The sequence below is a fragment of the Haloprofundus salilacus genome, from assembly GCF_020150815.1.
GTDB lineage: Archaea > Halobacteriota > Halobacteria > Halobacteriales > Haloferacaceae > Haloprofundus > Haloprofundus salilacus.
In genome coordinates this window covers 2804083-2825940 of record NZ_CP083723.1, presented here as the reverse complement: position 1 = coordinate 2825940, position 21858 = coordinate 2804083, and the positions used below count along the sequence as shown (strand labels likewise).

Below are 21858 nucleotides of genomic sequence, written 5' to 3'. Positions count from 1 at the left end.
GCGTGAGGCGGTTAACTGTTCCCGACGCACCGACTCCTCGCCTCGGTCACCACTCTGCCACCGGCGGCGCGCCCCGGCGTTCCTCGAACGCCGACCGCTCCGAGACGTCTCCCGCGCCGCTCCCGCGACGTCCGGCGCGGTCGGTCCACGCGTCGACGAGTTCTCCAGCCCATGACTCCGCATCCATCGCCCGCTCTCGGGCTGTCTCGGCTTTCTGCTCGTCGACCGCCGCCGTTCCCGGCCTCGACCCTGCGGCTGCCCCAACGAACAGCGCGCGGTCCGCCGTTGTCGCCTCTCCGGCGGCGAGACGCTCGACGACGCCCGCGAGTTCCTCGGGGTCGGGGTAGACGAACAGTTTCGAGCCGAGCGCCTGCGGGCCGAGCGCCAGTCCTTGGAGTTTCTCGGGCGGTTCGTCGTCGAGGAGCCGGTCGCCGTCGTAGCTACGCTCGACGCGCTCGCACTCCGTCTCCTGGCCCAGCGCGAGGTTCTGTCCGGGGTAGTCGCCGCAGGTCGCGGGGTAGAGATCAGTGTCGTGGATGCGGCAGCGAAGCGTCTCCGGGTCGAGAAAGACGCAGGTGTCGAGCCACGTCGGGTCGACGCCGAACGGACCGACCGGCTTCGGCGGCTTGCGAAGACCGACGTAGAAGACGGGCCGACCGCCGAGTGCCGCGAGGTCGTAGCCGTCGACGCGAACCGATCTAGTCTCGTCGGCGGCGCCGAACAGCCGCGGCGTCATCACGTCGCCGAGGCCGCCGTCGAGAAACGCTTTCACCTCGTCGCGGGTCAGCGGCACGAGGTTGTAGGTGTCGTCCAGCGGGTCGCGCCGCCCGCGACGTTCGTGGTCGAGGGTTTCGGGTGCGATAGGTCGCCAGTCGATGCAGCACCCCGCGCATCCCTCGCAGTTCACCTTCATGTGGGACACGTCGGGACGTTGGATGTTAAACAGTGCCACGGCTGCCCGAAGGTGTCTTCCGTCGCCTTGGCTAGTGTGTCGAGCATGGCGAAGGCACGCTGCGACGGCTGTAATCTCAAAATCCGCATCGGCGGCGGTATCGGCGACTTCTGGAGCTTCGACTACGGGCCGTCCGGGGGGATGGCGCTCGAACTCGCCGACGGCACCGACTGCTTTCTCTGCTTCGACTGCATCGAGCAGTTGCCCGAGGACCGCGACGTCACGGCGGCGGACGTGAAGGCACTGTAACCGTGGGTCGCGCGAAACCGAGTTCGGACACCTGCGCGGAGTCGGTGGCTTTAGGCCGTTGCCCGCGGTGGCTCTGCGCGTGAACCCCGAGCGCATCTTCGACGCCTTCCCCGCGCCGAGTTACCGCGGCAATCAGGAGCAGGCGCTCCGGGACATTCGAGACGCGTTCGCCGCCGGCAACGACGTGGTGCTCGTCCGCGCGCCGACCGGTAGCGGCAAGTCGCTGCTCGCGCGCGCCATCGCCGGATGCGCCCGCACCGTCGAGGAGTCCGAACCGAAACACGCCACCGACGCCTACTACACGACGCCCCAAGTGTCGCAACTCGACGACGTGGAGAGCGAGTCGCTCTTGGACGACCTGAGCATCATCCGCGGCAAGCGCAACTACACCTGCATCCTCCCGGGCGAACACGATACGCCCGTCAACCGCGCGCCGTGCGTCCGCCAGAAAGGCTTCGACTGCACGGTTCGCCACCGCTGCCCGTACTTCTCGGACCGCGCCATCGCCTCCTCGAAATCCATCGCGGCGATGACGCTCGCGTATTTCATGCAGACCGCCGGCAGCGACGTGTTCCGCAAGCGCGACGTGGTGGTCGTCGATGAGGCGCACGGTCTCGCCGAGTGGGCCGAGATGTACGCGACCATCGAGTTGAACCCTCGTACCGTGCCGGTCTGGGACGACGTGGGCATCCCGGACGTCGCTGGCGCGGACGATTCGGTCGAACGCGCTGCCCGCCTCGCCGAGACGCTCTCGGGCGTCTGCGAGCGCGCCAAGGACGAACTCCTGACGAAACCTGAACTCACGCCCGAGGAGGCCGCCCGCCGCGATAGGCTTCAAGAACTCCGCTCCGAACTCGACTGGTTCGTCAAGGATTACCGAGATCCGACGAGCGCCACCACGTGGGTCGTCGACCAACCCGGCGGCGAGGGAACGCAGGTGGTCATCAAGCCGCTCAACCCCGAGAAGTACCTCCATCACACGGTGTGGGACCGCGGCAACAAGTTCGCGCTGCTGTCGGCGACTATTCTCAATAAAGACGCCTTCTGTCGGCAGGTCGGTCTCGACCCCAGAGACGTCGCGCTGGTCGACGTGCCGCACACGTTCCCCGTCGAGAACCGACTGCTGTACGACGTGACGCAGGGACGGATGACGTTCGAACACCGCGACGAAACTATCCCGAAGATCGCGCGCCTCGTCGTCCGCCTGATGGCGCGACATCCGAACGAGAAGGGGCTGATTCACGCGCATTCCTACAGCATTCAGGAGCGCCTCGCCGAGTTGCTCGTCAACTTCGGCGTCGGCGAGCGCGTCCGAACTCACAGTAAGGAGAATCGTGACGCGGAGCTGGACGCGTGGAAGGCGAGTTCTGACCCCGAACTCTTTCTCTCGGTGAAGATGGAGGAAGCGCTCGATCTGAAAGGTGATCTCTGCCGGTGGCAGGTGCTCTGTAAGGCGCCGTACCTCAATACGAGCGACTCCCGAGTCGCCCGCCGCCTCGAAGAGGGACAGTGGAGTTGGTACCACCGCACCGCGCTCCGAACCGTGATTCAGGCCTGCGGACGGGTCGTCCGCGCGCCCGATGACCACGGTGCGACGTACCTCGCCGACTCCAGCCTCCTGGACCTGTTCGAGCGCGCACGGGCCGACACGCCCGACTGGTTCGCCGAGCAAGTCGACCGGACGAAAACGCCGAATCTCCCCGAATTCGACCCGCGAGCGGCGCTTGGCGGCCTCGACAGCGTCGGCGGTGCAGGCAGCGCGAATGGTGGTCGTTCGACCTCAGATAGCAGCGGCAACGAGAACGACAGCTTTACCCGCGACAACCGCGGATTCGGCCGCCGTCGCCGACGCGGCAAGAGCGGCGTCCGTTCTAGCGAAGAGGAACGGAAAAATCACCCGCTGTCGGATGTCTGGGGCGACGGCTGAGGTTCCGGGTGACGACCGTGTTCCCTATTCGCCGTCCCAGTCGTTAAGGGTCAGGCGCACCCAGTACGCCGTTCCTTCGTATTCGAGCAGCCACTGGCCGCTGTACCATCCGCTCGACCGGTCTTCGGTTAGCTCGAACGCCTCGTGGGTGTGAATCTTGCCTGCGAGCGACTGGAACTCCTCGGTAGCTTCCTCCTCCTGCCTAACGCTGCCGTCTTCGACGGCCGTCTCAAACAGACTGCGTTCGGCGTCCGACAGCCCAGAGAGGGTGAACAGGTACTCGTCTCGAATCTGGCTGGCGTACTCGCCGGCGCTTCCAGCGACTTCCTCGGCTGTGTATCGGTACGTCTCGAACTCGGTCTCTTCGGGGCCGTCGACGCTGATGCCATACGTCTCGTCGTCGACGTCGACGAACTCGAACGCCGGATTCGGAACCAGCTCGGACGCCTCCTCATCGGCGGTCGAGTACACTCGTCTGGTTCCCGCGTCCGGTCCCTCGCCGGTCTGGGTCTCGTCTTTGAACTCCAGCAACTCCGTCAGCAGTTCGCGGTCGATTCGCGGCAGTTTCGACAGTTCGACCCTCTCGCCCTCGGTGTCCGGCGGGTCGTAGTCCAACCCGACGGTGTAGGAGTTGCGCGTCTCGGAGGTCGCCACCTCCGAGGAGAACTCGTAGTAACGACCCTCGAACTCGGTCACTTTGTCGGTGTTGGGGCGCGGTTCGTCCTCGGGAACGGTCGCAGAACCGTTCGCGACAAGGTCGCGGACGACGGGTTTGGTCCGGTTGCCCACTCGTCGGCTCGCCCGCTCGGCGAGTTCGCCATCGTCGACGGCGGAGACGTAGAGGGAGGCGGCGGGCTCGGCGCATCCGGCGAGGCTCACGCCGAGCGCGGTTGCGGCAGTCGCGAGGAACGTACGGCGACGCATACCCCATGCTGACAAGGGGATGATAAACGCTTTCTGGTCGTCTTGCGTGCTCGTTCAGTTCAGAACAGACTCGCACCCGCGTAAACGACGGACGACCCGATCATGAGCACGACGAAGAAGATTGCGATCCACTGCTGTCGGTCCATATTCTCGCGTTCGGCACACCTCCATTTGTACCTGTTCACTCACCGTTTGGCAGAATTTGCCGAACAGATTTAACACGATCGTTAATACTAGTGAAGGTATGTTGTTTTCTAAATCTGGGTAGTGGACAAACACGTGAGAATTCACGGCCTTCCCTCGGGTAGTGGCACGACTTCACACGATAGCTTTACATGCGCGTATTCTGTACCAGTCCTCGAACGCAGATGCACACTCACTCCCTCACGACGGCGCTGACGCTGTACCGCAGCGGAACCCTGACACTCGCGCAGGCCGCCTCCCGCGCCGGGAAGACGCAAGCGGAGTTCCGGAAGGTGCTCGCCGCCCACGGTATCGCGCTTCACGATACCGCGCCGTCGTCGACCGAGTCGGTGACTCCCGCCCGCGCCGACTGAGTTCGTTTTTCGCCCTAACTCGTTCCGCAAAACCAGGTCTCAGATCCGCACAGCGGTGCGATTCACCTTCGCTCCCGCCTCTCGCTCTCGCCGCTTCTCACTCTCCGCTGACGGCGTCCTCCGGGAGGATGTGCAGTCCCACCCGACTCTTGAGCACCGGCACCGTTTCGGCGTCGGCGTCGAAGTACGACGGCCGCGCGATGGTTTTCGACTGGTACGTCTCGGGGTCGAGCACCTGCACAGCGTGGTCGTCCTCGACGGCGACGACGGTGGTCTCGGCAGCGTCGTCGACCGACCCGAGTTCGCGGGCGTCGGGCGTCTCGCCCTCTTCGAAGCGTGCCTCGTAGCGGTCGCCCGTCGTCAGGCGCGTCCCCTTCAGGTTCCCCTTGACGCTGCGCACCAGCACCGGGCCGTCGCCGTCGTCCGGGTCGATGATTGTACCGGGCGTGTATCTCGGCAGACGTACCGCGTAGGTGACGCGGTACACCTCGTTGCCGTCGCTGTCCTCGGTGACGAGTGTCGGATAGCTGTCGACGCTGCCGCCGAGTTCGCGGGTGATTCGCGTGGCGACCGCCTGCCCGAGTTGGTTCGTCGAGAGCTTGATGTCCGTGCCGTCCGCGACCTCCTTCGTCTCGGTGATGAACGCGTTTCGGTCGCCCGACTCCTCGCGCTTGGCGACGAACTCCTCGGCGATGTCGACCGCTCTCGCTTGCTCGTCGGGCGTCGGTTCGCGGCCCTCGGCGCGGACCTGAATCTCGCTGGCGTAGTAGCCGCCGGCGATGCGCCCGCAGCGCTGGCACGTCTCCCGAGAGATGTAGACGGGGACGACGACCTCCTCCTCGACGTAGGTGTCCCTGACGACGCCGGAGAACTGACAGTGCATCCGAATCGTGTTCTGGTCGACCTGCTCGGGTTCGACGGCCCACGACACGTCGCGGGCCTTGAGGTGGACGCCGAGCGACTCGCTGACGGCGTCAACGGCGACGTCGGTGTAGTCGCGTGCCCCCACGTCGACCCAGCGGTTGCCGCGGTGGACTGCCCCACAGTTCGCGCAGACGCGGACCGTTACCCGGTCGGGGGCGTCCACGAGATCGAAACCCTCGAAGTAACACGCGTTGCAGAGCACCTCGTCGCGCTCGCGCGGCGCACCCGGAAGCGGCTCCGACCGCTCCTCGACGGGGTTACCGCAGCGCGGACAGAACTCGCGCGTTTGACTCATTGCCCCCGGTAAGTCGCTCGGATGTTTAAGAGCGACGACTACCGCTGCCGCCGTCGCTCCGCCTCTCACCCTTTCTCGGTCTCTCACAGACCGTACGGCACAGGAGTTGCAGTCCGCTCGACTCTGCGCTCGTGGCTGGCTCCGCCCTCACGGTTCGTACGACTCAAGTATCGCCCGCGCCTCCTCGTTCGACACCTGCCCGAACGAGCGGTAGTACTGGCCGACTGCGCCGAACCCCCTCGGCGACTCAACGCAGACAAACGTATCGAACTCGCCCGACAGTCGCGACTCGGCGTCGTGGGGAGCGACCGGAACGGCGAGTGTCACGTGCGCCGCTCCAGCGTTTCGTATCTGTCGGAGGCAGGCGATAGCCGTCGCGCCCGTCGCGATACCGTCGTCGACGAGGACGACTCGCTCGCCCTCCAACTGCGGAACCGCCGTTCCGCCCCGATACGACGCCACCTTCTCGCGGACGTTCTCGGCCTCGACCTCTCTGACCCGTTCGACGTACGCCGACGAAACGCCGAGTCGGTCGACGAGGTCGTCGTTCAGCCAGACGCTCCCGTCGCCCGCGACGGCCCCGATGGCGAGTTCGGGATTGCCCGGCGCGCCGAGTTTCTCCGCGACGACCACGTCCAACTCTGCGCCGAGTCTGTCTGCGACGACCCGCCCGACCGGGAGGCCGCCGCGCGGAATCGCGAGCACTACGTCGGCGTCGACGTCGCGGCGTTCGAGCACGTCGGCCAACCGCTCGCCCGCGTCGGTTCTGTCGTCGAACACCATGCGCTACCGTGTGCCACTGAGTCGCAAAAAGCCACCGCGGGTCAGTCCGCGAGGAGGTCAGGCTCGGCGACTGATTCCTCGACGGCCTCGCGCCACGAGTGAGAGGGTCGCCAGTCGAGTACCCGCTCGGCTTTCGCCGTCGACAGCGCCGACGACTCCCCGTCGAGGTTGCAGTCGTCCGGGAGCGCGCCGAACTGGGCTTCGACGGCGTCGAGCGTCGCGACGCCGAGGTAGTTCTCCGCGGCGGCGGCGTGGAACGCCTCGTGTCCGTCGAACTGGGTGTCGAGCGCCGTCGCGACGAGCGACGCCACGTCACGCACGTCGACGTAAGACCAGAAGTTGCCGACGCCCGATTCGAGGCCGATCTCCGAGAGCGGTCGGCCCTCCCGGAGGTCCTCGCGGTCGCGGCAGTTGTACTCGCCGGGGTACTGAATCCACGACGGTCGAATCGACGCGACCGAGACGCCGTACCGGCGGACGACCATCTTCGCGAGCTCCTCGCCGACGACCTTCGAGGTTCCGTAGGGGTCCTCGGGGCGCAGCGGGTGGTCCTCGGTGATCGGAAGTTCGTCCGGCAGCGTCGTCTCGCGGGCGAACGGGAAGCCGTAGGCGCTCTCGCTCGACGCCCACGCGACCTTCGCGTTCTCTCGTGCGGCGGCGACGAGCACGTTGTACGCCGCCATCGTGTTCGTCTCGAACACCCGGCCCCCGGCGTGACGTGTCGGCGACGGGAGCGCCGCCCAGTGAACGACGGCGTCGGGCTCCAGTTCTGAGACGAGGTCGAACGTCTCGCCGCGGTCTGTGAGTTCTGCGGCGCGAAAGTCGATGCGCGGGTGCTCGGGGACCTCGAAGCCCGGCTGCGAGAGGTCGACGCAGACGACCTCGTAGTCGTCGGCGAGGCGGTCGACTATCCAGCGACCGGAGCGTCCGAGGCCGCCGGTGACGAGTACGGTGTCCATACGCGTTCGACGGTGGTCGGAGGCAAGTAGCCTCGCCCGCCCCCTCCGGGTTGCCGAATCGTCGTGGTTGCCAGAGCCGTGTTCGCCGGACTCGGTCCGTCGGCGACGTTCGACTGTCGACGAACGACCGACTTCCTCCGCCCGTTTTCGAATATCGCACTGTTCGGCCTCCGTTTCCGACAGGGTTTATGCTTCACAGACGGTATGTTCGCACATGGAATGGAAACCCGACTGGGGGCTTCGCGGGCGCATGGCGCTCACGATGTTCCTCCTGTTCGCCCTCTACATCGTATTCGTGGGGGTACTCTCCCAATTCGGCTACACGTACATGCTCGTGTTCGTGGGCATCTTCTTCGTCGCCCAACTGTTCTTCAGCGACAAACTCGCGCTGTACAGCATGGGCGCGAAGAAGGTCAGCGAAGACGAGTATCCGCAGTTACACGCGATGGTCGGCCGCCTCTGTCAGCAGGCTGACCTTCCGAAACCCAACGTCGCCGTCGCGCAGTCGCGCGTCCCGAACGCGTTCGCGACCGGTCGAAGTCAGAAGAGTTCGACCGTCGCCGTGACGACTGGCCTCCTGCAGACGCTCGACCAGGACGAGTTAGAGGGCGTGATGGCCCACGAACTCGCGCACGTGAAGAACCGCGACGTGATGGTGATGACCATCGCCTCGTTCCTCTCGACGGTCGCGTTCATGATCGTCCGCTGGGGTTTCTGGTTCGGCGGCGGCAACCGCCGCGAGGGCGGCGCGCCCGTCATCGTCGCGATTCTCGTCTCGCTCGTGGTGTGGATCGTGTCGTTCCTGCTCATCCGCGCGCTCTCGCGTTACCGCGAGTACGCCGCCGACCGCGGGGGGGCGACCATCACCGGCAACCCGTCGGCGCTCGCCTCCGCGCTCCTCACTATCGACGGCCGGATGGACAACGTCCCGAAGGAGGACCTGCGCGAGCAGTCGGAGATGAACGCATTCTTCATCATCCCCATCCGCAGCGGCTTCATCGGCAAAATCGCCAGCACCCACCCCTCCACCGAGAACCGCGTCGAGCAGCTTCGGCAACTGGAGCGCGAGATGGAAGGGGTCTGAGCGCGCTCCGACTGTCGAACTGATCTTCCGTCCGTCTTCTACTCGCCGCTCAATCGACCGTCGCCGTACCGTCGAAGCACCTCGAAAACCGCCGCTTCGTACCCGTCGTACCACTCCTCGTACCGCCGCTTCGCTTCGAGGTGGTCCGGATGCTGCGAGAATGCTCTCAGCGCGTCCAGCGACTCCCAGTAGTAGACGACGAGTCGCTCGTCGCCGTCGGGGGAGACCCAGCTCTCGCTGCCCCGGTAGCCAGAGTTCGACTCGGCGGCGCGTTCGACGCGCTCGTTCAAGCGGTGGAACTCGTCGTCGTACTCGCCCGGACGGAATCTGAACCTCGCAGCGTACATCTGTCGACTTGACTCTCCCCGGTCAGTTCACGTTTTCGGGACCAATTTCGCGACTGAGTCGCCGAATTCGACGGACACGGCCCCGCGAGTGGAAACGACCTAATCCCCGGGAATCTAACGACGGGTATGGGACTGTTCGACTCCATCCGCTCGGTGCTCGGTCTCCGCGCGGAGGCGGACGCGACGCGCGCGGCCGACCCCGAGGACCTCTTTGGGATGTCCACCGCGTATCTCACGATGCAGGCGGACCTCAGCTACGACTCCGTCGGCGCGGCGGCGCTCTGTTTCTCGTCGGTCGATAGCACGGACTTCGCCGAGACGCTCGACGAAGTCGAGGCCATCCTCCACGCGGGTAGCGAGGAGACGGGGACGACGTTCAGACGCCACGCCGACAGCCACGGCTACCAGTGGGTGGTGCTGGAGGACAGCGACCCCGAGGATCTCGTGACGAGCATCCACTTCGCCGCCGACGAGTTCATCGAACGCGGTTACGGCTCTCGGCTCCTCGCGGCGGTCTTCGGCTTCGAGAAACCCGAGGATGACGTGCGGGCGTACTGGATTTACTCGTTCCGTCGGGGGGCGTACTACCCGTTCGCTCCGAAACGCGGCCACGAACGCAACCAGCGCGTCGAGTTCAAACTCCAGTCGGTGCTCGACGGCGAACTCGGCATCGAGGACGACGAACAGTACTGGTATCCGCTGTGGCCCGACCAACGTGGCGGCCACCCGTGGGACTGACACGCCCTCTTATTCTCTAATTTTGAACATTCTCGTCAGCTAATCAACGACCGCCACGCCCGCGTCCAGTTTCACTTTCACTCCCCTGTTAACGAGGCTTTATGTCCGGTGGGGCGTAAGCCGGATGTACAATGGCAGATGACGACCTCGAAAACCTCCCCGGCGTCGGCCCCGCGACCGCAGACAAGCTCATGGAAGCCGGCTATCGGACGTACGAGAGCATCGCCGTCGCGAGTCCGAGCGACCTCGGCTCGAAGGCCGACATCGGCGAAAGCACGGCCAACGACGTAGTGCTCGCCGCCCGCGACGCCGCCGACATCGGCGGCTTCGAGACCGGTTCGGCGGTGCTCGAACGCCGCGAGACCATCGGCAAGCTCAGCTGGCAGATCCCCGAAGCCGACGACCTCCTCGGCGGCGGCCTCGAGACCCAGTCCATCACCGAGGTGTACGGCGAGTTCGGCGCAGGTAAGTCCCAGATCACGCACCAGATGGCCGTCAACGTCCAGCTCCCGAAGGAGCAGGGCGGCCTCCGCGGCTCCTGCATCTTCGTCGACTCCGAGGACACGTTCCGACCCGAGCGCATCGACGACATGGTCCGCGGTCTCGACGACGACGTGCTGCAGGCGACGATGGACGACCGCGAAATCGAGGGCACCCCGTCCGACGACGACGCGATGGAGGAACTCATCGACGACTTCCTCGACAAGATCCACGTCGCGAAGGCGTTCAACTCCAACCACCAGATGCTGCTGGCCGAGAAGGCCGAGGAACTCGCCAGCGAACACACCGACACGGAGTGGCCGGTTCGCCTCCTCTGCGTCGACTCGCTAACGGCGCACTTCCGCGCCGAGTACGTCGGCCGCGGAAATCTCGCCGACCGCCAGCAGAAGCTCAACCGCCACCTCCACGACATCGACCGCGTCGGTAACCTCCACAACTGCGTAATCATCGTCACGAACCAGGTGTCCGCCAACCCCGACGCGTTCTTCGGCGATCCGACCCAGCCCATTGGCGGCAACATCCTCGGCCACAAGTCGACGTTCCGGATGTACCTCCGCAAATCGAAGGGCGACAAGCGTATCGTCCGCCTCGTCGACGCGCCGAACCTCCCCGACGGTGAGGCCGTCATACGCGTCAAGAACGAAGGTTTGAAGCCGGAATAACGCCGTAAAACTCCTCTCTCCCTAATTATTTCGGGAGGTGCTGATGTTCAGCATCTCCCCGCCGCACGCCGAACAGTGTCCCGGCGGCGTGTTCGTCTGCACTCGGCGCCCACAGTCGGCGCACTCGTACGTCTGCATGGGGTGCTGTGACATACCACTACTACGCGATACGATAGCGTATCCTTTTGCATCGTCTCGACCTGAGTGACGCACAGGGAAGAAGAACCACTCTGGCGGCTGTCGACGGCCACCGAGGTGCGACGTCGCAACGCTGACTACTCTTCGGTGACGGTCCTGTCGAGGTCGTCGAGTTCGCCCTCGTAGAGCTTCGCTCCGTCCTGCGTCACCTGGCGTGCGAGCACCGCACACTTGATTCGCATTGGACTGATGTCGACCCCGAGCATCTCGGTCACGTCGTCGGTGTCCATCGCCTCCAGTTCGTCGAGCGTCGTCCCCTGCAGTCGCTCCGAGAGCAGGCTGGCGCTGGCCTGCGAGATAGCGCAGCCGTCGCCGGTGAAGGAGACGTACTCGATCGTCTCGTCGTCGTCTTCGAGGCGGACGTCGACGCGAATCGTGTCGCCGCAGGAGGGGTTCTCGCCCACGTGGGAGAACGTCGGATTCTCCATCTCACCGTAGTTTCGCGGGTTCTTGTAGTGGTCGAGAATCTGCTGCCGGTACATGTCCGAGCCCATACCCATAGTTGCCTTCGGGTAGGCCGGTGCGACGCAAAAGGGTTCCGGGGCCGCTCGCGGGCTCTCTTCTCGAACTCAGCGCGCAGCGAGTCTGTCGCGGAGTTTGTCGATGCCGACCCGGTCGACGCTCGCGGCGTCCGACTCCGGCGGCGACTCCGAAATCCCTCTCCCGGTCGCCACCGCGACCACGTCGTCGTCGGCCGCGAGTTCGCCGTCGTCGGCGAGTCGTCGAATCGCTGCGAGGCTCGTCGCCGACGCGGATTCGACGCTCAGACCGCCGCGCTCGGCTATCGTCCGCCGCGCCGCGCGTATCTCTTCGTCGGTCACGGCGACGACGCCGCCGCCGGTCTCTCTCGCCGCCGCGAGCGCCCGCGTTCCGCTCGGCGGGTCGGCGTTCGCGATGGAGTACGCGATTGTCTCGCCGCCGTCTACGGCTGAGACCGACTCGTCACCAGCGGCGAACGCCTCAGCGATGGGCGCGCACGCGGCGGCCTGCGCGAAGTACAGGCGCGGCAGTCGGTCGACGACGCCCGCTGCCCGCAACTCCTCGAGCGCCTTCCAGACGCCGCTTGCGTGGCCGCCGCTGCTGACCGGGAGGACGACGGCGTCGGGTATCTCGGGCGCGAACGCCTCGTATATTTCGAGCGCTGTCGTCTTCTGTCCCTCGACGCGCACCGGCACGTCGGAGTTGAGAAACGGGATTTCGAGTTCCTCGCCGAATTCTAACGACCGGTCGTAGAGGTCGGCGTAGTCGCCCGCTACGCGGAGAAGCGCCGGCCCGTACTGCGAGATGAGGTCGATTCGCGACTCCGGGATGTCGTCGGGCACGAGCACGACGCAGTCGAGACCCGCGCTCGCGGCGTAGGCGGCGGTGCTCATCGCCATGTTTCCGTGCGAGACGGTTCCGACGGCGTCGACACCGGACGCCAGCGCCGCCGCGACGCCGAGGGCGCTTCCTCTATCTTTGAAGCTCCCGGTCGGGTTCGACCCCTCGTCTTTCAGGTGGAGACGAACACCGGCGAACTCGTCGAGGCGCGGGAGTCGGAGAAGAGGTGTCCCGCCTGCGGCGTCGGCGAGACCACCGGGCGATTCGAACGGGAGTAACTCGGCGTAGCGCCACATTCCCGGCGCGTCGACGATGGCGTTCCAGTCGAAATCGAGGGGTTTGCACGCCAACCACAGCGGTTCGCCGCAGTCGCAGCGCGTCGCGGGCGCGGCGGCCGTCGCGCCGCAGGCGTAACAGGTGCGCTCGGTCATCGGTAGTCGGTGTTGGGCGAGGCGGGATAAGCGACGCGTTCGGCGGAAAACAAGAACGAACTACCCGAACAACTGCCGCGCCTCGTCCACTGCGTCAACGAGCACGTCGATCTCCTCGCGTGTGTTGTAGAGATAGAACGACGCGCGCGCCGAGGCCGCCACGCCGAGCGTGTCGTGCAGCGGTTGCGTACAGTGATCGCCCGCGCGGATGGCGACGCCGTAGTCGTTGACGATGCTGGAGAGGTCGTGGGCGTGGACGCCGTCGAGGTTGAACGCAACGAGACCGCCGCGGTCGTCGCCCGGCGGGCCGTAGATCTCCACGTCGTCGAATGCGGTCAGTTCGTCGTAGGCGTACTCGACCAGTTGCTCCTCGTGGCGCTGGATGTTCTCCATCCCGATGTCGTCGAGGTAGTCGATGGCCGCGTGGAGTCCGACGCCCTGCGCGATGGGCGGCGTCCCGGCCTCGAACTTCCACGGGAGGTCCTCCCAGGTCGCGTCGTCATAGCTGACGCGCCGAATCATGTCGCCGCCGTAGAGGTACGGCTCCATCTCCTCGAGAATCTCCTCCTTGCCATAGAGGACGCCGATGCCGGTCGGGCCGCACATCTTGTGCCCCGAGAAGGCGAAGAAGTCCGCGTCGATGGCCTGCACGTCGACCGGGCGGTTCGGTACCGACTGCGCGCCGTCGACGAAGATGTACGCGCCGTGGTCGTGGGCGAGGTCGGCGAGGTCCGATACCGGATTGATGGTGCCGAGCGTGTTCGAGACGTGGACGACGCTCACCATCTTCGTCGAGTCGTCGACGAGTTCGCGCGCGTGGTCCATGTCGAGGCGGCCCTCGGCGTCAACGCGGATGAACCGCACGTCCGCGCCCGTCTTCTTGCCTATCTGCTGCCACGTGACGAGCGAGGCGTGGTGCTCCATCTGCGTGAGGACGACGCTGTCCCCCGGGCCAAGTTCGTTCAGCCCCCACGCGTAGGCGACGAGGTTCTCGCTCTCTGTGGTGTTCTTCGTGAAGACGATCTCCTCGCGGCCGTTTGCGCCGATGAACTCCGCGACGCGGTCGTGGGCCTCCTCGTACGCCACCGACGCCTCCTGGCTCAGGTGGTGGATGCCGCGGTGGACGTTCGAGTTGTAGGTGCGGTAGTAGTCAGCGATGGCGTCGACCACCGTGTCGGGCGTCTGACTCGTCGCGCCGTTGTCGAGGTAGACGAGCGGCGTGTCGTCGCCCTCGTCGGGACCCGGGATCGTCACGTCGCCGCCGACGTTCCGCTGGAGAATGGGAAACTCCTCGCGAATGGCGTCGACGTCGATGGGGTACGACTCCTGCGTGCTCATTACGCGATTGCAGGGGACGGAGCACTAACATCTCTTCGGTCTGACGGGCGTGCGTAACCGCTTACGGTTACGTCGAGCGCGAATTCGAGCGGTCGACGATTTCGAGCGTCCGCCTCTCACGGTCGACTCGCCACGACCGCTTCCGCCACGACAACTCTTATCACCGCCACAGACAATGAAAATTCATGGACGATATCTTCGCCGCGCAGTTGATGTCTTCGTCGCTTCACACGGTTACGCCCGATACGCTCGTCGAGACGGCCGCGAAAACGATGATGGAGAACGGCATCGGCTCAGTGCTCGTCGTCGATGACGAGAACCACCTCGAAGGTATCCTCACGTCGACCGACTTCGTCCGCATCGTCGCCGAGCGAAAGCCGAAAGACGAGACGCCGGTGTCGGTGTACATGTCGGCGAACCCCATCACGATGACGGCGCAGACGCCGATCCGCGACGTCGCCGACAGCATGATCGAACACGGCTTTCACCACCTGCCGGTCGTCGACGACGACGACCTCATCGGGATCATCACAACGACGGATCTCGCGGCGTACCTCTCGCAGGTCCGCAACCCGAGTCCGTCGTAGTCACGGGACGAACTCGTCCCGCGACGGAGACAGCGTACAGAACCGCGTTCTCGACGAGACTGCACCGCGTGAGGCGTCGCTCGTCTGTCCTCCGCGGAAGCGTTTCCGACGCTCTCCGGAGCGACGTCACCGAATCCGAAGCCTCCAGAAGGCGCTACCGCATCCAGAGCAACTGCGCGTGGCGCGTCTCGCCCACGTCGAGGACGGTCTCTTCGTCGATGAGGCCGGCCTCGATAGCGACGCCGACGGCCTCCTCGCCGACGATGTTCGCCACCGTCGCCCGGGTGAGGCTGTCGACGACGGCGTCGGCGTCGGCTTCTTCGGCGTCGTCGCCGCCGTAGAACTCCTCGGTGACGGTCAGCGAGACCCGACCGTTTTCGTACGTCTCGCCGATGCAGTCGGGGTCGCAGACCGAGACGAGCAGTCCCTCCGGCGTCTGGCGTTCACGAACCAGCATTCAGAACTCCTCGACCATCTCCTGTTCGGCCTGCTCGCGGAGTTCGTCGGCCTCCGCCTGCACTTCCTCGGCCTCCTCCAACTCCCCGAGCTCTTCGAGCGCCCTCGCTTTCTCCTCTAAGAGGTCGGCGTTGCGCATGCCTAGGCGGAGCGCGTTGTCGTAGGCGTTGACGGCCTCCTCGTGGAGGCCGCGCTCCGAGAGGAAGAAGCCGCGGTTGTACCACGCCTGCGGGAAGCGCGGGTCGATTTCGACGGCGCGCTCGGCGTGGTCGAGCGCCTCCTCTACCTCGCCGAACTCCCAGAGCGCGTACGCGAGATTCGTCTCGGCGGTGGCGGCGTGTTCGGAGCGCTCGTTTGCGCGGAGCGCCTCCCGATAGGCGCCGATGGCCTCGTCGAACTCCTCGAGTTCCGCGTGGGCGACGCCTTTGTTCACCCACGCCTCCTGCGCTTCGAGGCTCTCCTCCTCGGCGAACTGCGCCGCGCGGGCGAACGTCTCGGTCGCCTCCTCGAAACGGTTTATCTGCATGTACGAGAGGCCGACCTCCATCAGGCTCTTGACGTCGACGTCGTCGCGGTCGACGTTGCGTCGGTCGAGAATGTCGGCCAAGACGCGGGAGTCGACGGGGTCGACCTTCGTGGGGTCGACTTTCAGCTCCGGCGGGTCGAGCGTGAAGTCGTCGTAGGCATCGTCGAACCCCTGTCCTTCGGAGTAGCGATGCTTTCGGTCGCCGTCGTCGGTCATGCCCCGGCTTTGGCGGCGACGCTGGATAAGCGCTACGTCCCGCGGGCGTCGTTGCTCCGTTCGCCCGCCGCGGCGCGTCGCTCCCGATACCGGAGGAGCGCTCGTTCCTTCATCTTCGCCTCGATCATCACGTCCGCGCCGGTGCCGTACGTCCGAATCGGGCCGCGAACATAGTCGCTGTGGTTCTGCGGACGAACTGTCGACCCTGTCTCGTACAGCCGTCGCGACTCGCTGTAGTGGAAGATGGGCGTCGTCTCCCACGTGTCGGCGGCCAACCGCGCCGCGTCTCGTCGCGTCAGTCCCCTGGGCGCGAACTGGTGGTGGAGCTCGTCGTACGTCACTGGAATCCCTGTCTCGTCGGCAACGTCATCGGACGACGTCCGATGGGCTGCCGGACTCTGTCCGGCAACGACGTCGACCAGTTCGGAGACGCTCCACAGTGAGGGTTTGTCGTCGTTCTCGACGGTCAGTCGAGTCCGGACCGACGCCGAGAGGCGGTCGAGGTTCTCACAGAACCGTCGTCCGGTTGCCTCCTTGTCGCCGTAGTGCGCGCCGATGTGGACGTTGATGGCGTTGTACGGCGTCCGCGACAGCCCGATGGCGTCCATGAGCGACCCGTGGTTTTCGAGGTCGACGACGGCGTTGTTGACGACGGAGTCGTCGGGACTCGCCAGTTTGACGAAGTGGTTCGGGTGGAACGTCAGCCGAACGTCGTGGTCGGCGGCGAGCGTGCCGACGGCTTCGAGTTCCTCGCGGACGGCCGCCGCGTTCGGTAACTCGTCGATGGCGTACCGACTGTACCACGGCAGCAGGTCCGAGGTGATCCGGTAGAAGTGGATGTCGTGGTCGAGGTTCCATTCGACGATTCGGCGCAGATCTCGACAGTTTTGCTCGGCTAACTCGCCGGCGTACGAGAGGCCGCGCTCTTCGAATGTCGCCTGTCGCATCCCGCGGTTCGTTCGGACGTTCTCTTCGCGGAGGGTCGTGTTCATCGCGGCGTAGCCGTATCTGGTCATCGTGGTGAGGGCGGTCAGCGAACCGCTCTACTCTCCGGTAGGGCCGCGCGTGGGTAAGCGTACTGTCGCCCCGAATCGGAAGTGAACAACGCCGCGGAATTCGTACGTTTCGAGCGGCTTACCGCGCGCTCGGCCTTCGACCTGTTCACTTTCACCCTCCAGTTACCGACGCTTTATCCCCGGTGGGTGGTAACCACTTACATGGCAGCGACGAACCTCGAACGGCTCCCGGGCGTCGGCCCGACGACGGCCGAGAAACTGAGCACGGCCGGCTACGACTCCTACCGAAGTCTGGCGGTCGCGAGTCCAACCGAAATCGCGGGTGCGGCCGACATCGGCGAGACCGCGGCCGGCGACATCGTCCGCGGCGCGCGCGAGTTCGCGGACGTCGGTCGATTCGAAACCGGCGTCGAGTTACTCCAGCACCGAAAGCGAGTCGGGAAACTCCGGTGGCGGGTCCCCGAGGTCGACGACCTCCTCGGCGGCGGCGTCGAAACGCAGTCCATCACCGAGATGTACGGCGGCTACGGCGTCGGCAAATCGCAGGTCACCCACCAACTCGCGGTGAACGTCCAACTAGCGCGCGAACACGGCGGTCTGGAGGGCAGCGCCCTGTTCGTCGACACCGAAAACACGTTCAGACCCGAGCGTATTGACGAGATGGTCCGCGGTCTCGACGACGAAACCGTCGCGACCGAACTCGACCGTCGCGGTATCGGAGGGTCGCCCGGGGACGACTCGGCGATGGACGCGCTCGTGGGTGACGTCCTCGACCGAATCCACGTCGCGGAGGCGTACAACTCCGACCACCAGATGTTGCTGGCCGAGACGGCCAAGGAGATGGTTTCGGAGGCTGAAGACACCGAGTGGCCGGTTCGCCTCCTCTGCGTCGACTCGCTGACGGCGCACTTCCGCGCGGAGTACCTCGGCCGGGGGGCGCTCGCGGCGCGTCAGCAGAAGCTCAACCGCCACATCCACGACCTGCTCCGCATCGCCCATCTCTACAACGTAGCCGTCGTCGTGACGAACCAGGTTCAGAGCAATCCGGACGCCTTCTTCGGCGACCCGACCCGTCCCATCGGCGGCAACATCCTCGGTCACGCCTCCTCGGTCCGCCTCTACCTTCGGAACGCCAAGGGACCGAAACGCGTCGTCAAACTGGTCGACGCGCCGAACCTCCCCGACGGCGAGGCCGTCATGCGCGTCGAGAAGTCGGGACTGGGTGCCGAGTGAGCGCGTAGGGGAACGAGTAAGCCGGGAAACAACTCCTAGCGAACAGACGGCGCGCTGATTCGGTACGTGTTCGGTCCGCGAGGGGTGCGCCGTGCTCCCGCTCAACCGCCCCGCGGTGTCCTGTTACGTCACGGACGGAAGTGGTCCCGTTACCGCGGATAAACGTTCGTCTCCCCTTCTTGTATTCGACCCCGACTCTTAACGCGCTCGTCGTCGCATACGAGGTATGCGACTGTTCGTCAGCATCGACCTGCCGCCGACGCTCGCGGACGCCATCGCGGCCGTTCAAGACGAGTTTCGCGACGCCGCAGGACTCCGATTCGTCGACCGGGAACAGGCGCACCTCACGCTGAAGTTCCTTGGCGAGACCGACGAGAAGCGCCTCGACGAGATCGAAGAAGCGGTCGAATCCGCCGTCGACGTCGCGGGCGTCGATCCGTTCGAGGCGACGGTGGGCGGACTCGGCGTCTTCCCGTCGATCGACTACATCAGCGTCGTCTGGCTCGGCATCGAGAGCGGTGGCGAGCGCGTGACTCGCCTCGCGGAAGCCGTCGAACGGGAGACGACCGCTCTCGGATTCGAACCGGAGTCGCACGAGTTTACGCCGCACGTCACGCTCGCGCGGATGGACGACGCCCGCGGAAAAGACGTGGTTCGACGCGTCGTCCGCGAAACGGACCCGACGGTCGGGACGTTCCGGGTCGAACAGGTTCGACTCAAAGAGAGCGTTCTCGGTCCCGACGGTCCCGAGTATTCGACGGTGCGTCGGGTCGCGCTCTGAGCGCGGTTTCGACGCGAACCGGGGACGATTCCCGGCCGTCGCTGCCGACTAGCCGTGTCGTTCCTGCGGTTCTTTGAGGTACACCTCGTCGCCTTTCATCTCTTTGACGTGCTCGCGGTGGAGTTTACTGTCGTCGTTCGATTCCCACCCGAGCATCTCCATCAGGCCCTCGGTGATGCTCCCTCCGCGCTCGACGTTCGCGTACTCGTCGTTGTCGCCGACGAGTTCGATGGTTCCGACCTCGTTGCCTTCGTGGTCGACGACGCGCTTTCCTTCGTCTTCGCCGCGGAAATTTCGCGACATACGGCGGATGCGACTCCGAGTCACATGTAGCTAGTGGCGCCGGGCGCCGGCGTTCGGAGCGCTAGCTAATCACACGTCGTGACCGTTCGTCAAGCGCCCTCTGTCCGACCCGCCTTCAGGCGATTCGATGGTAATCACGCTCTCGTTCGTGACCGTAATTCGGTGACCCAGATACGTGAACACGACGGCGGTGTCGGCTTCGCTTTCGAGGACGGTCTCCGCAGCCTCGGCGTCGAACGAGTTCGCCAACGGCGGGAGCGACGCCGGATCTACGCGGAACCGCTCTCCGACAGCTCTGGCGATATCCACACCGAGGCTCGTCTCGTCCGACCGACGGTAGTAGTGTATCGGCGGGACCATACAATAGTTACTCGGCTACTTTATTTATATCTTACCTATAAAATAATAATTAGATTACATTTAAATAAATTTAAAAATCGGTGCTGTGTCGCACTACCGGCACGGTTCGAATATGGTTCGAACGCGCGCAGCAGCCGTCGAGAACAAACAAAGACCGGTCCGACGGTCGATTCGAGAGTACTTCGGGGGATCGCCGTTCACGACCGGCTCCCGCAGCGTACTCGACGAATTCCCAAACGTGGCTGCTGGACCGACTGTCACGACGGGACGTGCGACTGGGTGACGCAGCCGCGACGCGAAGGAACAAGATTTTATGTCGCGCAGCGGAATCCACTGCTACTATGAGTAAAAAATCGAAAGCCAAGAAGAAGCGGCTGGCGAAACTGGAGCGCCAGAACAGCCGCGTCCCCACGTGGGTCATGCTGAAGACGGACATGCAAGTCACGCGGAACCCCAAGCGTCGCAACTGGCGGCGAAGCGACACTGACGAATAATGAGCGCGAGTGATTTCGAAGAACGCGTCGTCACCGTCCCGCTTCGCGGCGTCAAGAAAGTCGCCGTCCAGAAGCGCGCCGACCGCGCGATGACCATCATCCGCCAGCACCTCGCGAAGAACTTCAACGTCGACGAAGACGCCGTCCGCCTCGAACCCTCGCTTAACGAGGCTGTCTGGGCGGAGGGTCGCCAGAACCCGCCGCGTAAGCTTCGCGTCCGCGCCGCACGGTTCGACGAGGACGGCGAGGCCGTCGTCGAAGCCGAACCGGCAGAGTAAACGGTGCTCCGCGCCTCCTTCGCAGGGTCGTCGTACGTCGGCGTCTTCACCCGTGCGACGAACGACTGCCTGCTCGTCCGCCCGGACGCCGACGACGAACTCGTCTCCTCGCTGGCCGACGAGTTCGACGTCCCCGCAGTGCCGACTACAGTCGGCGGGTCGGGAACCGTCGGTGCGCTGTCGATGGGCAACGAGAACGGGATTCTCGTCTCAGGTCGTGCCACCGACCGCGAACGCGAGCGCATCGCCGACGCCACCGACCTGCCGGTCGTCCCGCTGCCGGGACGCATCAACGCCGCCGGAAACGTCGTTCTGGCCAACGACTACGGCGCGTGGGTCCACCCCGACCTCGACGACGAGGCCGTTACCGCCGTCGAGGAGGCGCTTTCGGTCCCGGTCGAGCGCGGCGACCTCGGCGACGTTCGCACCATCGGCACCGCAGCGGTCGCCAACAACACCGGCGTCCTCTGTCACCCAAAATCCCGGGAACCGGAACTGGAGGCGCTCGAAGAACACCTCGACGTGTACGCCGACATCGGCACGGTCAACTACGGCGCGCCGCTGGTCGGCTCCGGACTCGTCGCCAACGACGAAAGCTACGTCGTCGGCGAGGAGACGACCGGGCCGGAACTGGGCCGCATCGAGGAGACGCTCGGTTACATCGACTGAGGCTCATCGAATTTTGGCGGCCGCGTCTCCCAGTTCCACCGCCCGCTCGACTCGCCGAGTAGGAAGATACTTCCGGCTCGCTACCCCACGCTTTTCCATGAGTCAGTTTACTGTACGCGGCCGCTTCCGAAGCCGCGACGGCTATCGGACGTTTACGAAGAATATCGAAGCCACAAACGAGAACGTCGCCCGCGAGTACGCCCTCTCGCGCTTCGGCAGCGAACACGGCCTCAAGCGTATGCAGGTCGAACTCGACGAGGTGACCGCACAATGATGGGCGGCGGCGGCGGCGGTCAGCAGCAACTCCAGCAGCTCTCGCAGGAACTGCAGGCAATCGACGAGGAGATAGAGGAACTCGAAGCCGACGTCTCCGACCTCGAACAGGAGAAAACCGAGATGGACGAGGCCATCGAGGCGCTCGAGACGCTCGAAACCGGCTCCACCGTCCAGGTGCCCCTCGGCGGCGGCGCGTACGTCCGCGCGGAAGTTCAGGACATCGACGAGGTCGTCGTCAGCCTCGGCGGCAACTACGCGGCCGAGCAGGAACGCGACGGCGCAATCGAGGCGCTCCGAAGCAAGCAGGACGCCGTCGACGAGCGCATCGCGGGCGTCGAAGGCGAGATTCGCGACCTCGAAGACGAGAGCGACGAGATCGAACAGCAAGCCCAGCAACTTCAACAGCGCCTCCAGCAGCAGCAGATGCAGCAGATGCAGCAGATGCAGCAGGAGGAGAGCGACGACGAGTAATCC

The 21858-nt window shown here is 65.2% G+C and carries 29 protein-coding genes; 14 read left to right on the top strand and 15 right to left on the bottom strand.

Features of this window, described 5'->3' with window-relative positions:
- Positions 1–46: 46 nt before the first annotated feature.
- Positions 47–913, bottom strand: coding sequence for a YkgJ family cysteine cluster protein (locus LAQ58_RS14685; protein ID WP_224448189.1), 867 nt, complete (start codon positions 911–913; stop codon positions 47–49).
- Positions 914–997: 84 nt separating this feature from the next.
- Here LAQ58_RS14685 and LAQ58_RS14680 point away from each other — a divergent pair, with 84 nt between their 5' ends.
- Positions 998–1201 carry a DUF7561 family protein gene (locus LAQ58_RS14680; RefSeq protein ID WP_224448188.1) on the top strand — a complete coding sequence of 68 codons (204 nt, stop codon included), beginning with the start codon at positions 998–1000 and terminating at the stop codon, positions 1199–1201.
- 79 nt (positions 1202–1280) lie between these two features.
- Positions 1281–3128 carry a helicase C-terminal domain-containing protein gene (locus tag LAQ58_RS14675; protein WP_224450182.1) on the top strand — a complete coding sequence of 616 codons (1848 nt, stop codon included), beginning with the start codon at positions 1281–1283 and terminating at the stop codon, positions 3126–3128.
- A gap of 24 nt (positions 3129–3152) precedes the next feature.
- Here the strand turns inward: LAQ58_RS14675 and LAQ58_RS14670 are convergent, their stop codons facing one another.
- Positions 3153–4052 (bottom strand): hypothetical protein, encoded by a 900-nt coding sequence (locus tag LAQ58_RS14670; protein WP_224448187.1) that lies wholly within the window; start codon positions 4050–4052, stop codon positions 3153–3155.
- Positions 4053–4420: 368 nt separating this feature from the next.
- On the opposite strand from LAQ58_RS14670, the gene LAQ58_RS14665 reads away from it, so the two are divergent.
- Complete coding sequence (locus LAQ58_RS14665; RefSeq protein ID WP_224448186.1) at positions 4421–4609, top strand: DUF7317 family protein; 189 nt, start codon at positions 4421–4423, stop codon at positions 4607–4609.
- Between the two features lie 97 nt (positions 4610–4706).
- Here LAQ58_RS14665 and LAQ58_RS14660 read toward each other — a convergent pair whose 3' ends face one another.
- From LAQ58_RS14660 to LAQ58_RS14650, 3 genes are all read right to left on the bottom strand, one after another.
- Entirely contained in the window at positions 4707–5828 is a 1122-nt protein-coding gene (locus tag LAQ58_RS14660; protein WP_224448185.1) for a 60S ribosomal export protein NMD3, read from the bottom strand.
- A gap of 147 nt (positions 5829–5975) precedes the next feature.
- On the bottom strand, positions 5976–6608 hold the full coding sequence (locus LAQ58_RS14655) for a phosphoribosyltransferase (protein ID WP_224450181.1): 633 nt from the start codon (positions 6606–6608) through the stop codon (positions 5976–5978).
- A 44-nt stretch (positions 6609–6652) separates the two neighbouring features.
- Positions 6653–7570, bottom strand: a complete 918-nt coding sequence (locus tag LAQ58_RS14650) for an NAD-dependent epimerase/dehydratase family protein (RefSeq protein ID WP_224448184.1) — start codon at positions 7568–7570, stop codon at positions 6653–6655.
- A gap of 214 nt (positions 7571–7784) precedes the next feature.
- Here LAQ58_RS14650 and htpX point away from each other — a divergent pair, with 214 nt between their 5' ends.
- Complete coding sequence (htpX, locus tag LAQ58_RS14645; RefSeq protein ID WP_224448183.1) at positions 7785–8654, top strand: zinc metalloprotease HtpX; 870 nt, start codon at positions 7785–7787, stop codon at positions 8652–8654.
- 38 nt (positions 8655–8692) lie between these two features.
- Here htpX and LAQ58_RS14640 read toward each other — a convergent pair whose 3' ends face one another.
- Positions 8693–9001, bottom strand: a complete 309-nt coding sequence (locus LAQ58_RS14640; protein ID WP_224448182.1) for an antibiotic biosynthesis monooxygenase family protein — start codon at positions 8999–9001, stop codon at positions 8693–8695.
- A gap of 126 nt (positions 9002–9127) precedes the next feature.
- Between LAQ58_RS14640 and pspAB the strand changes: the two genes are divergently transcribed.
- Positions 9128–9739 carry a PspA-associated protein PspAB gene (gene pspAB / locus LAQ58_RS14635; RefSeq protein WP_224448181.1) on the top strand — a complete coding sequence of 204 codons (612 nt, stop codon included), beginning with the start codon at positions 9128–9130 and terminating at the stop codon, positions 9737–9739.
- Positions 9740–9870: 131 nt separating this feature from the next.
- The gene (radA, locus tag LAQ58_RS14630; RefSeq protein WP_224448180.1) at positions 9871–10902 is read left to right on the top strand and encodes a DNA repair and recombination protein RadA; all 1032 of its coding nucleotides are present in this window, start codon (positions 9871–9873) and stop codon (positions 10900–10902) included.
- Positions 10903–10923: 21 nt separating this feature from the next.
- Here the strand turns inward: radA (LAQ58_RS14630) and LAQ58_RS14625 are convergent, their stop codons facing one another.
- The 4 genes from LAQ58_RS14625 to sufS all read right to left on the bottom strand — a co-directional run bounded on the left by LAQ58_RS14625 (position 10924) and on the right by sufS (position 14189).
- Positions 10924–11055 carry a rubrerythrin-like domain-containing protein gene (locus LAQ58_RS14625; protein WP_224448179.1) on the bottom strand — a complete coding sequence of 44 codons (132 nt, stop codon included), beginning with the start codon at positions 11053–11055 and terminating at the stop codon, positions 10924–10926.
- A 122-nt stretch (positions 11056–11177) separates the two neighbouring features.
- Positions 11178–11600, bottom strand: coding sequence for an iron-sulfur cluster assembly scaffold protein (locus LAQ58_RS14620; protein ID WP_224448178.1), 423 nt, complete (start codon positions 11598–11600; stop codon positions 11178–11180).
- 69 nt (positions 11601–11669) lie between these two features.
- Entirely contained in the window at positions 11670–12851 is a 1182-nt protein-coding gene (thrC, locus tag LAQ58_RS14615) for a threonine synthase (RefSeq protein ID WP_224448177.1), read from the bottom strand.
- A 60-nt stretch (positions 12852–12911) separates the two neighbouring features.
- On the bottom strand, positions 12912–14189 hold the full coding sequence (sufS, locus tag LAQ58_RS14610) for a bifunctional cysteine desulfurase/selenocysteine lyase SufS (RefSeq protein ID WP_224448176.1): 1278 nt from the start codon (positions 14187–14189) through the stop codon (positions 12912–12914).
- A gap of 185 nt (positions 14190–14374) precedes the next feature.
- Here sufS and LAQ58_RS14605 point away from each other — a divergent pair, with 185 nt between their 5' ends.
- The gene (locus tag LAQ58_RS14605) at positions 14375–14776 is read left to right on the top strand and encodes a CBS domain-containing protein (RefSeq protein WP_224448175.1); all 402 of its coding nucleotides are present in this window, start codon (positions 14375–14377) and stop codon (positions 14774–14776) included.
- 154 nt (positions 14777–14930) lie between these two features.
- On the opposite strand, the gene LAQ58_RS14600 is transcribed toward LAQ58_RS14605, so the two are convergent.
- From LAQ58_RS14600 to uvsE, 3 genes are read right to left on the bottom strand one after another with little or no spacing between them, the layout of a single operon-like run.
- Positions 14931–15233, bottom strand: a complete 303-nt coding sequence (locus LAQ58_RS14600; protein ID WP_224448174.1) for a DUF424 domain-containing protein — start codon at positions 15231–15233, stop codon at positions 14931–14933.
- Entirely contained in the window at positions 15234–15974 is a 741-nt protein-coding gene (locus LAQ58_RS14595) for a tetratricopeptide repeat protein (RefSeq protein WP_224448173.1), read from the bottom strand. It lies immediately after the preceding gene.
- 32 nt (positions 15975–16006) lie between these two features.
- Positions 16007–16990, bottom strand: coding sequence for a UV DNA damage repair endonuclease UvsE (gene uvsE / locus LAQ58_RS14590; RefSeq protein ID WP_224448172.1), 984 nt, complete (start codon positions 16988–16990; stop codon positions 16007–16009).
- Positions 16991–17191: 201 nt separating this feature from the next.
- Here uvsE and radA (LAQ58_RS14585) point away from each other — a divergent pair, with 201 nt between their 5' ends.
- Together radA (LAQ58_RS14585) and thpR are read left to right on the top strand one after the other, a co-directional pair.
- On the top strand, positions 17192–18223 hold the full coding sequence (gene radA, locus LAQ58_RS14585) for a DNA repair and recombination protein RadA (RefSeq protein WP_224448171.1): 1032 nt from the start codon (positions 17192–17194) through the stop codon (positions 18221–18223).
- Between the two features lie 226 nt (positions 18224–18449).
- Positions 18450–19004 carry an RNA 2',3'-cyclic phosphodiesterase gene (gene thpR / locus LAQ58_RS14580; protein WP_224448170.1) on the top strand — a complete coding sequence of 185 codons (555 nt, stop codon included), beginning with the start codon at positions 18450–18452 and terminating at the stop codon, positions 19002–19004.
- A gap of 48 nt (positions 19005–19052) precedes the next feature.
- Here the strand turns inward: thpR and LAQ58_RS14575 are convergent, their stop codons facing one another.
- The gene (locus LAQ58_RS14575; protein WP_224448169.1) at positions 19053–19307 is read right to left on the bottom strand and encodes a hypothetical protein; all 255 of its coding nucleotides are present in this window, start codon (positions 19305–19307) and stop codon (positions 19053–19055) included.
- A 69-nt stretch (positions 19308–19376) separates the two neighbouring features.
- Positions 19377–19667, bottom strand: a complete 291-nt coding sequence (locus tag LAQ58_RS14570) for a HalOD1 output domain-containing protein (RefSeq protein ID WP_224448168.1) — start codon at positions 19665–19667, stop codon at positions 19377–19379.
- 341 nt (positions 19668–20008) lie between these two features.
- Between LAQ58_RS14570 and LAQ58_RS14565 the strand changes: the two genes are divergently transcribed.
- The 5 genes from LAQ58_RS14565 to pfdA all read left to right on the top strand — a co-directional run bounded on the left by LAQ58_RS14565 (position 20009) and on the right by pfdA (position 21855).
- Positions 20009–20161 (top strand): 50S ribosomal protein L39e, encoded by a 153-nt coding sequence (locus LAQ58_RS14565; RefSeq protein ID WP_058583304.1) that lies wholly within the window; start codon positions 20009–20011, stop codon positions 20159–20161.
- On the top strand, positions 20161–20439 hold the full coding sequence (locus tag LAQ58_RS14560) for a 50S ribosomal protein L31e (RefSeq protein ID WP_224448167.1): 279 nt from the start codon (positions 20161–20163) through the stop codon (positions 20437–20439). The genes LAQ58_RS14565 and LAQ58_RS14560 overlap by 1 nt, the downstream gene beginning before the upstream one ends.
- Positions 20440–20442: 3 nt before the next feature.
- A complete protein-coding gene (locus LAQ58_RS14555; protein ID WP_224448166.1) occupies positions 20443–21108 on the top strand; it encodes a translation initiation factor IF-6 in 666 nt (221 codons plus the stop codon).
- 97 nt (positions 21109–21205) lie between these two features.
- A complete protein-coding gene (gene rpl18a / locus LAQ58_RS14550; RefSeq protein ID WP_224448165.1) occupies positions 21206–21382 on the top strand; it encodes a 50S ribosomal protein L18Ae in 177 nt (58 codons plus the stop codon).
- Positions 21382–21855, top strand: coding sequence for a prefoldin subunit alpha (gene pfdA, locus LAQ58_RS14545; RefSeq protein WP_425490719.1), 474 nt, complete (start codon positions 21382–21384; stop codon positions 21853–21855). The genes rpl18a and pfdA overlap by 1 nt, the downstream gene beginning before the upstream one ends.
- Positions 21856–21858 lie beyond the last annotated feature (3 nt).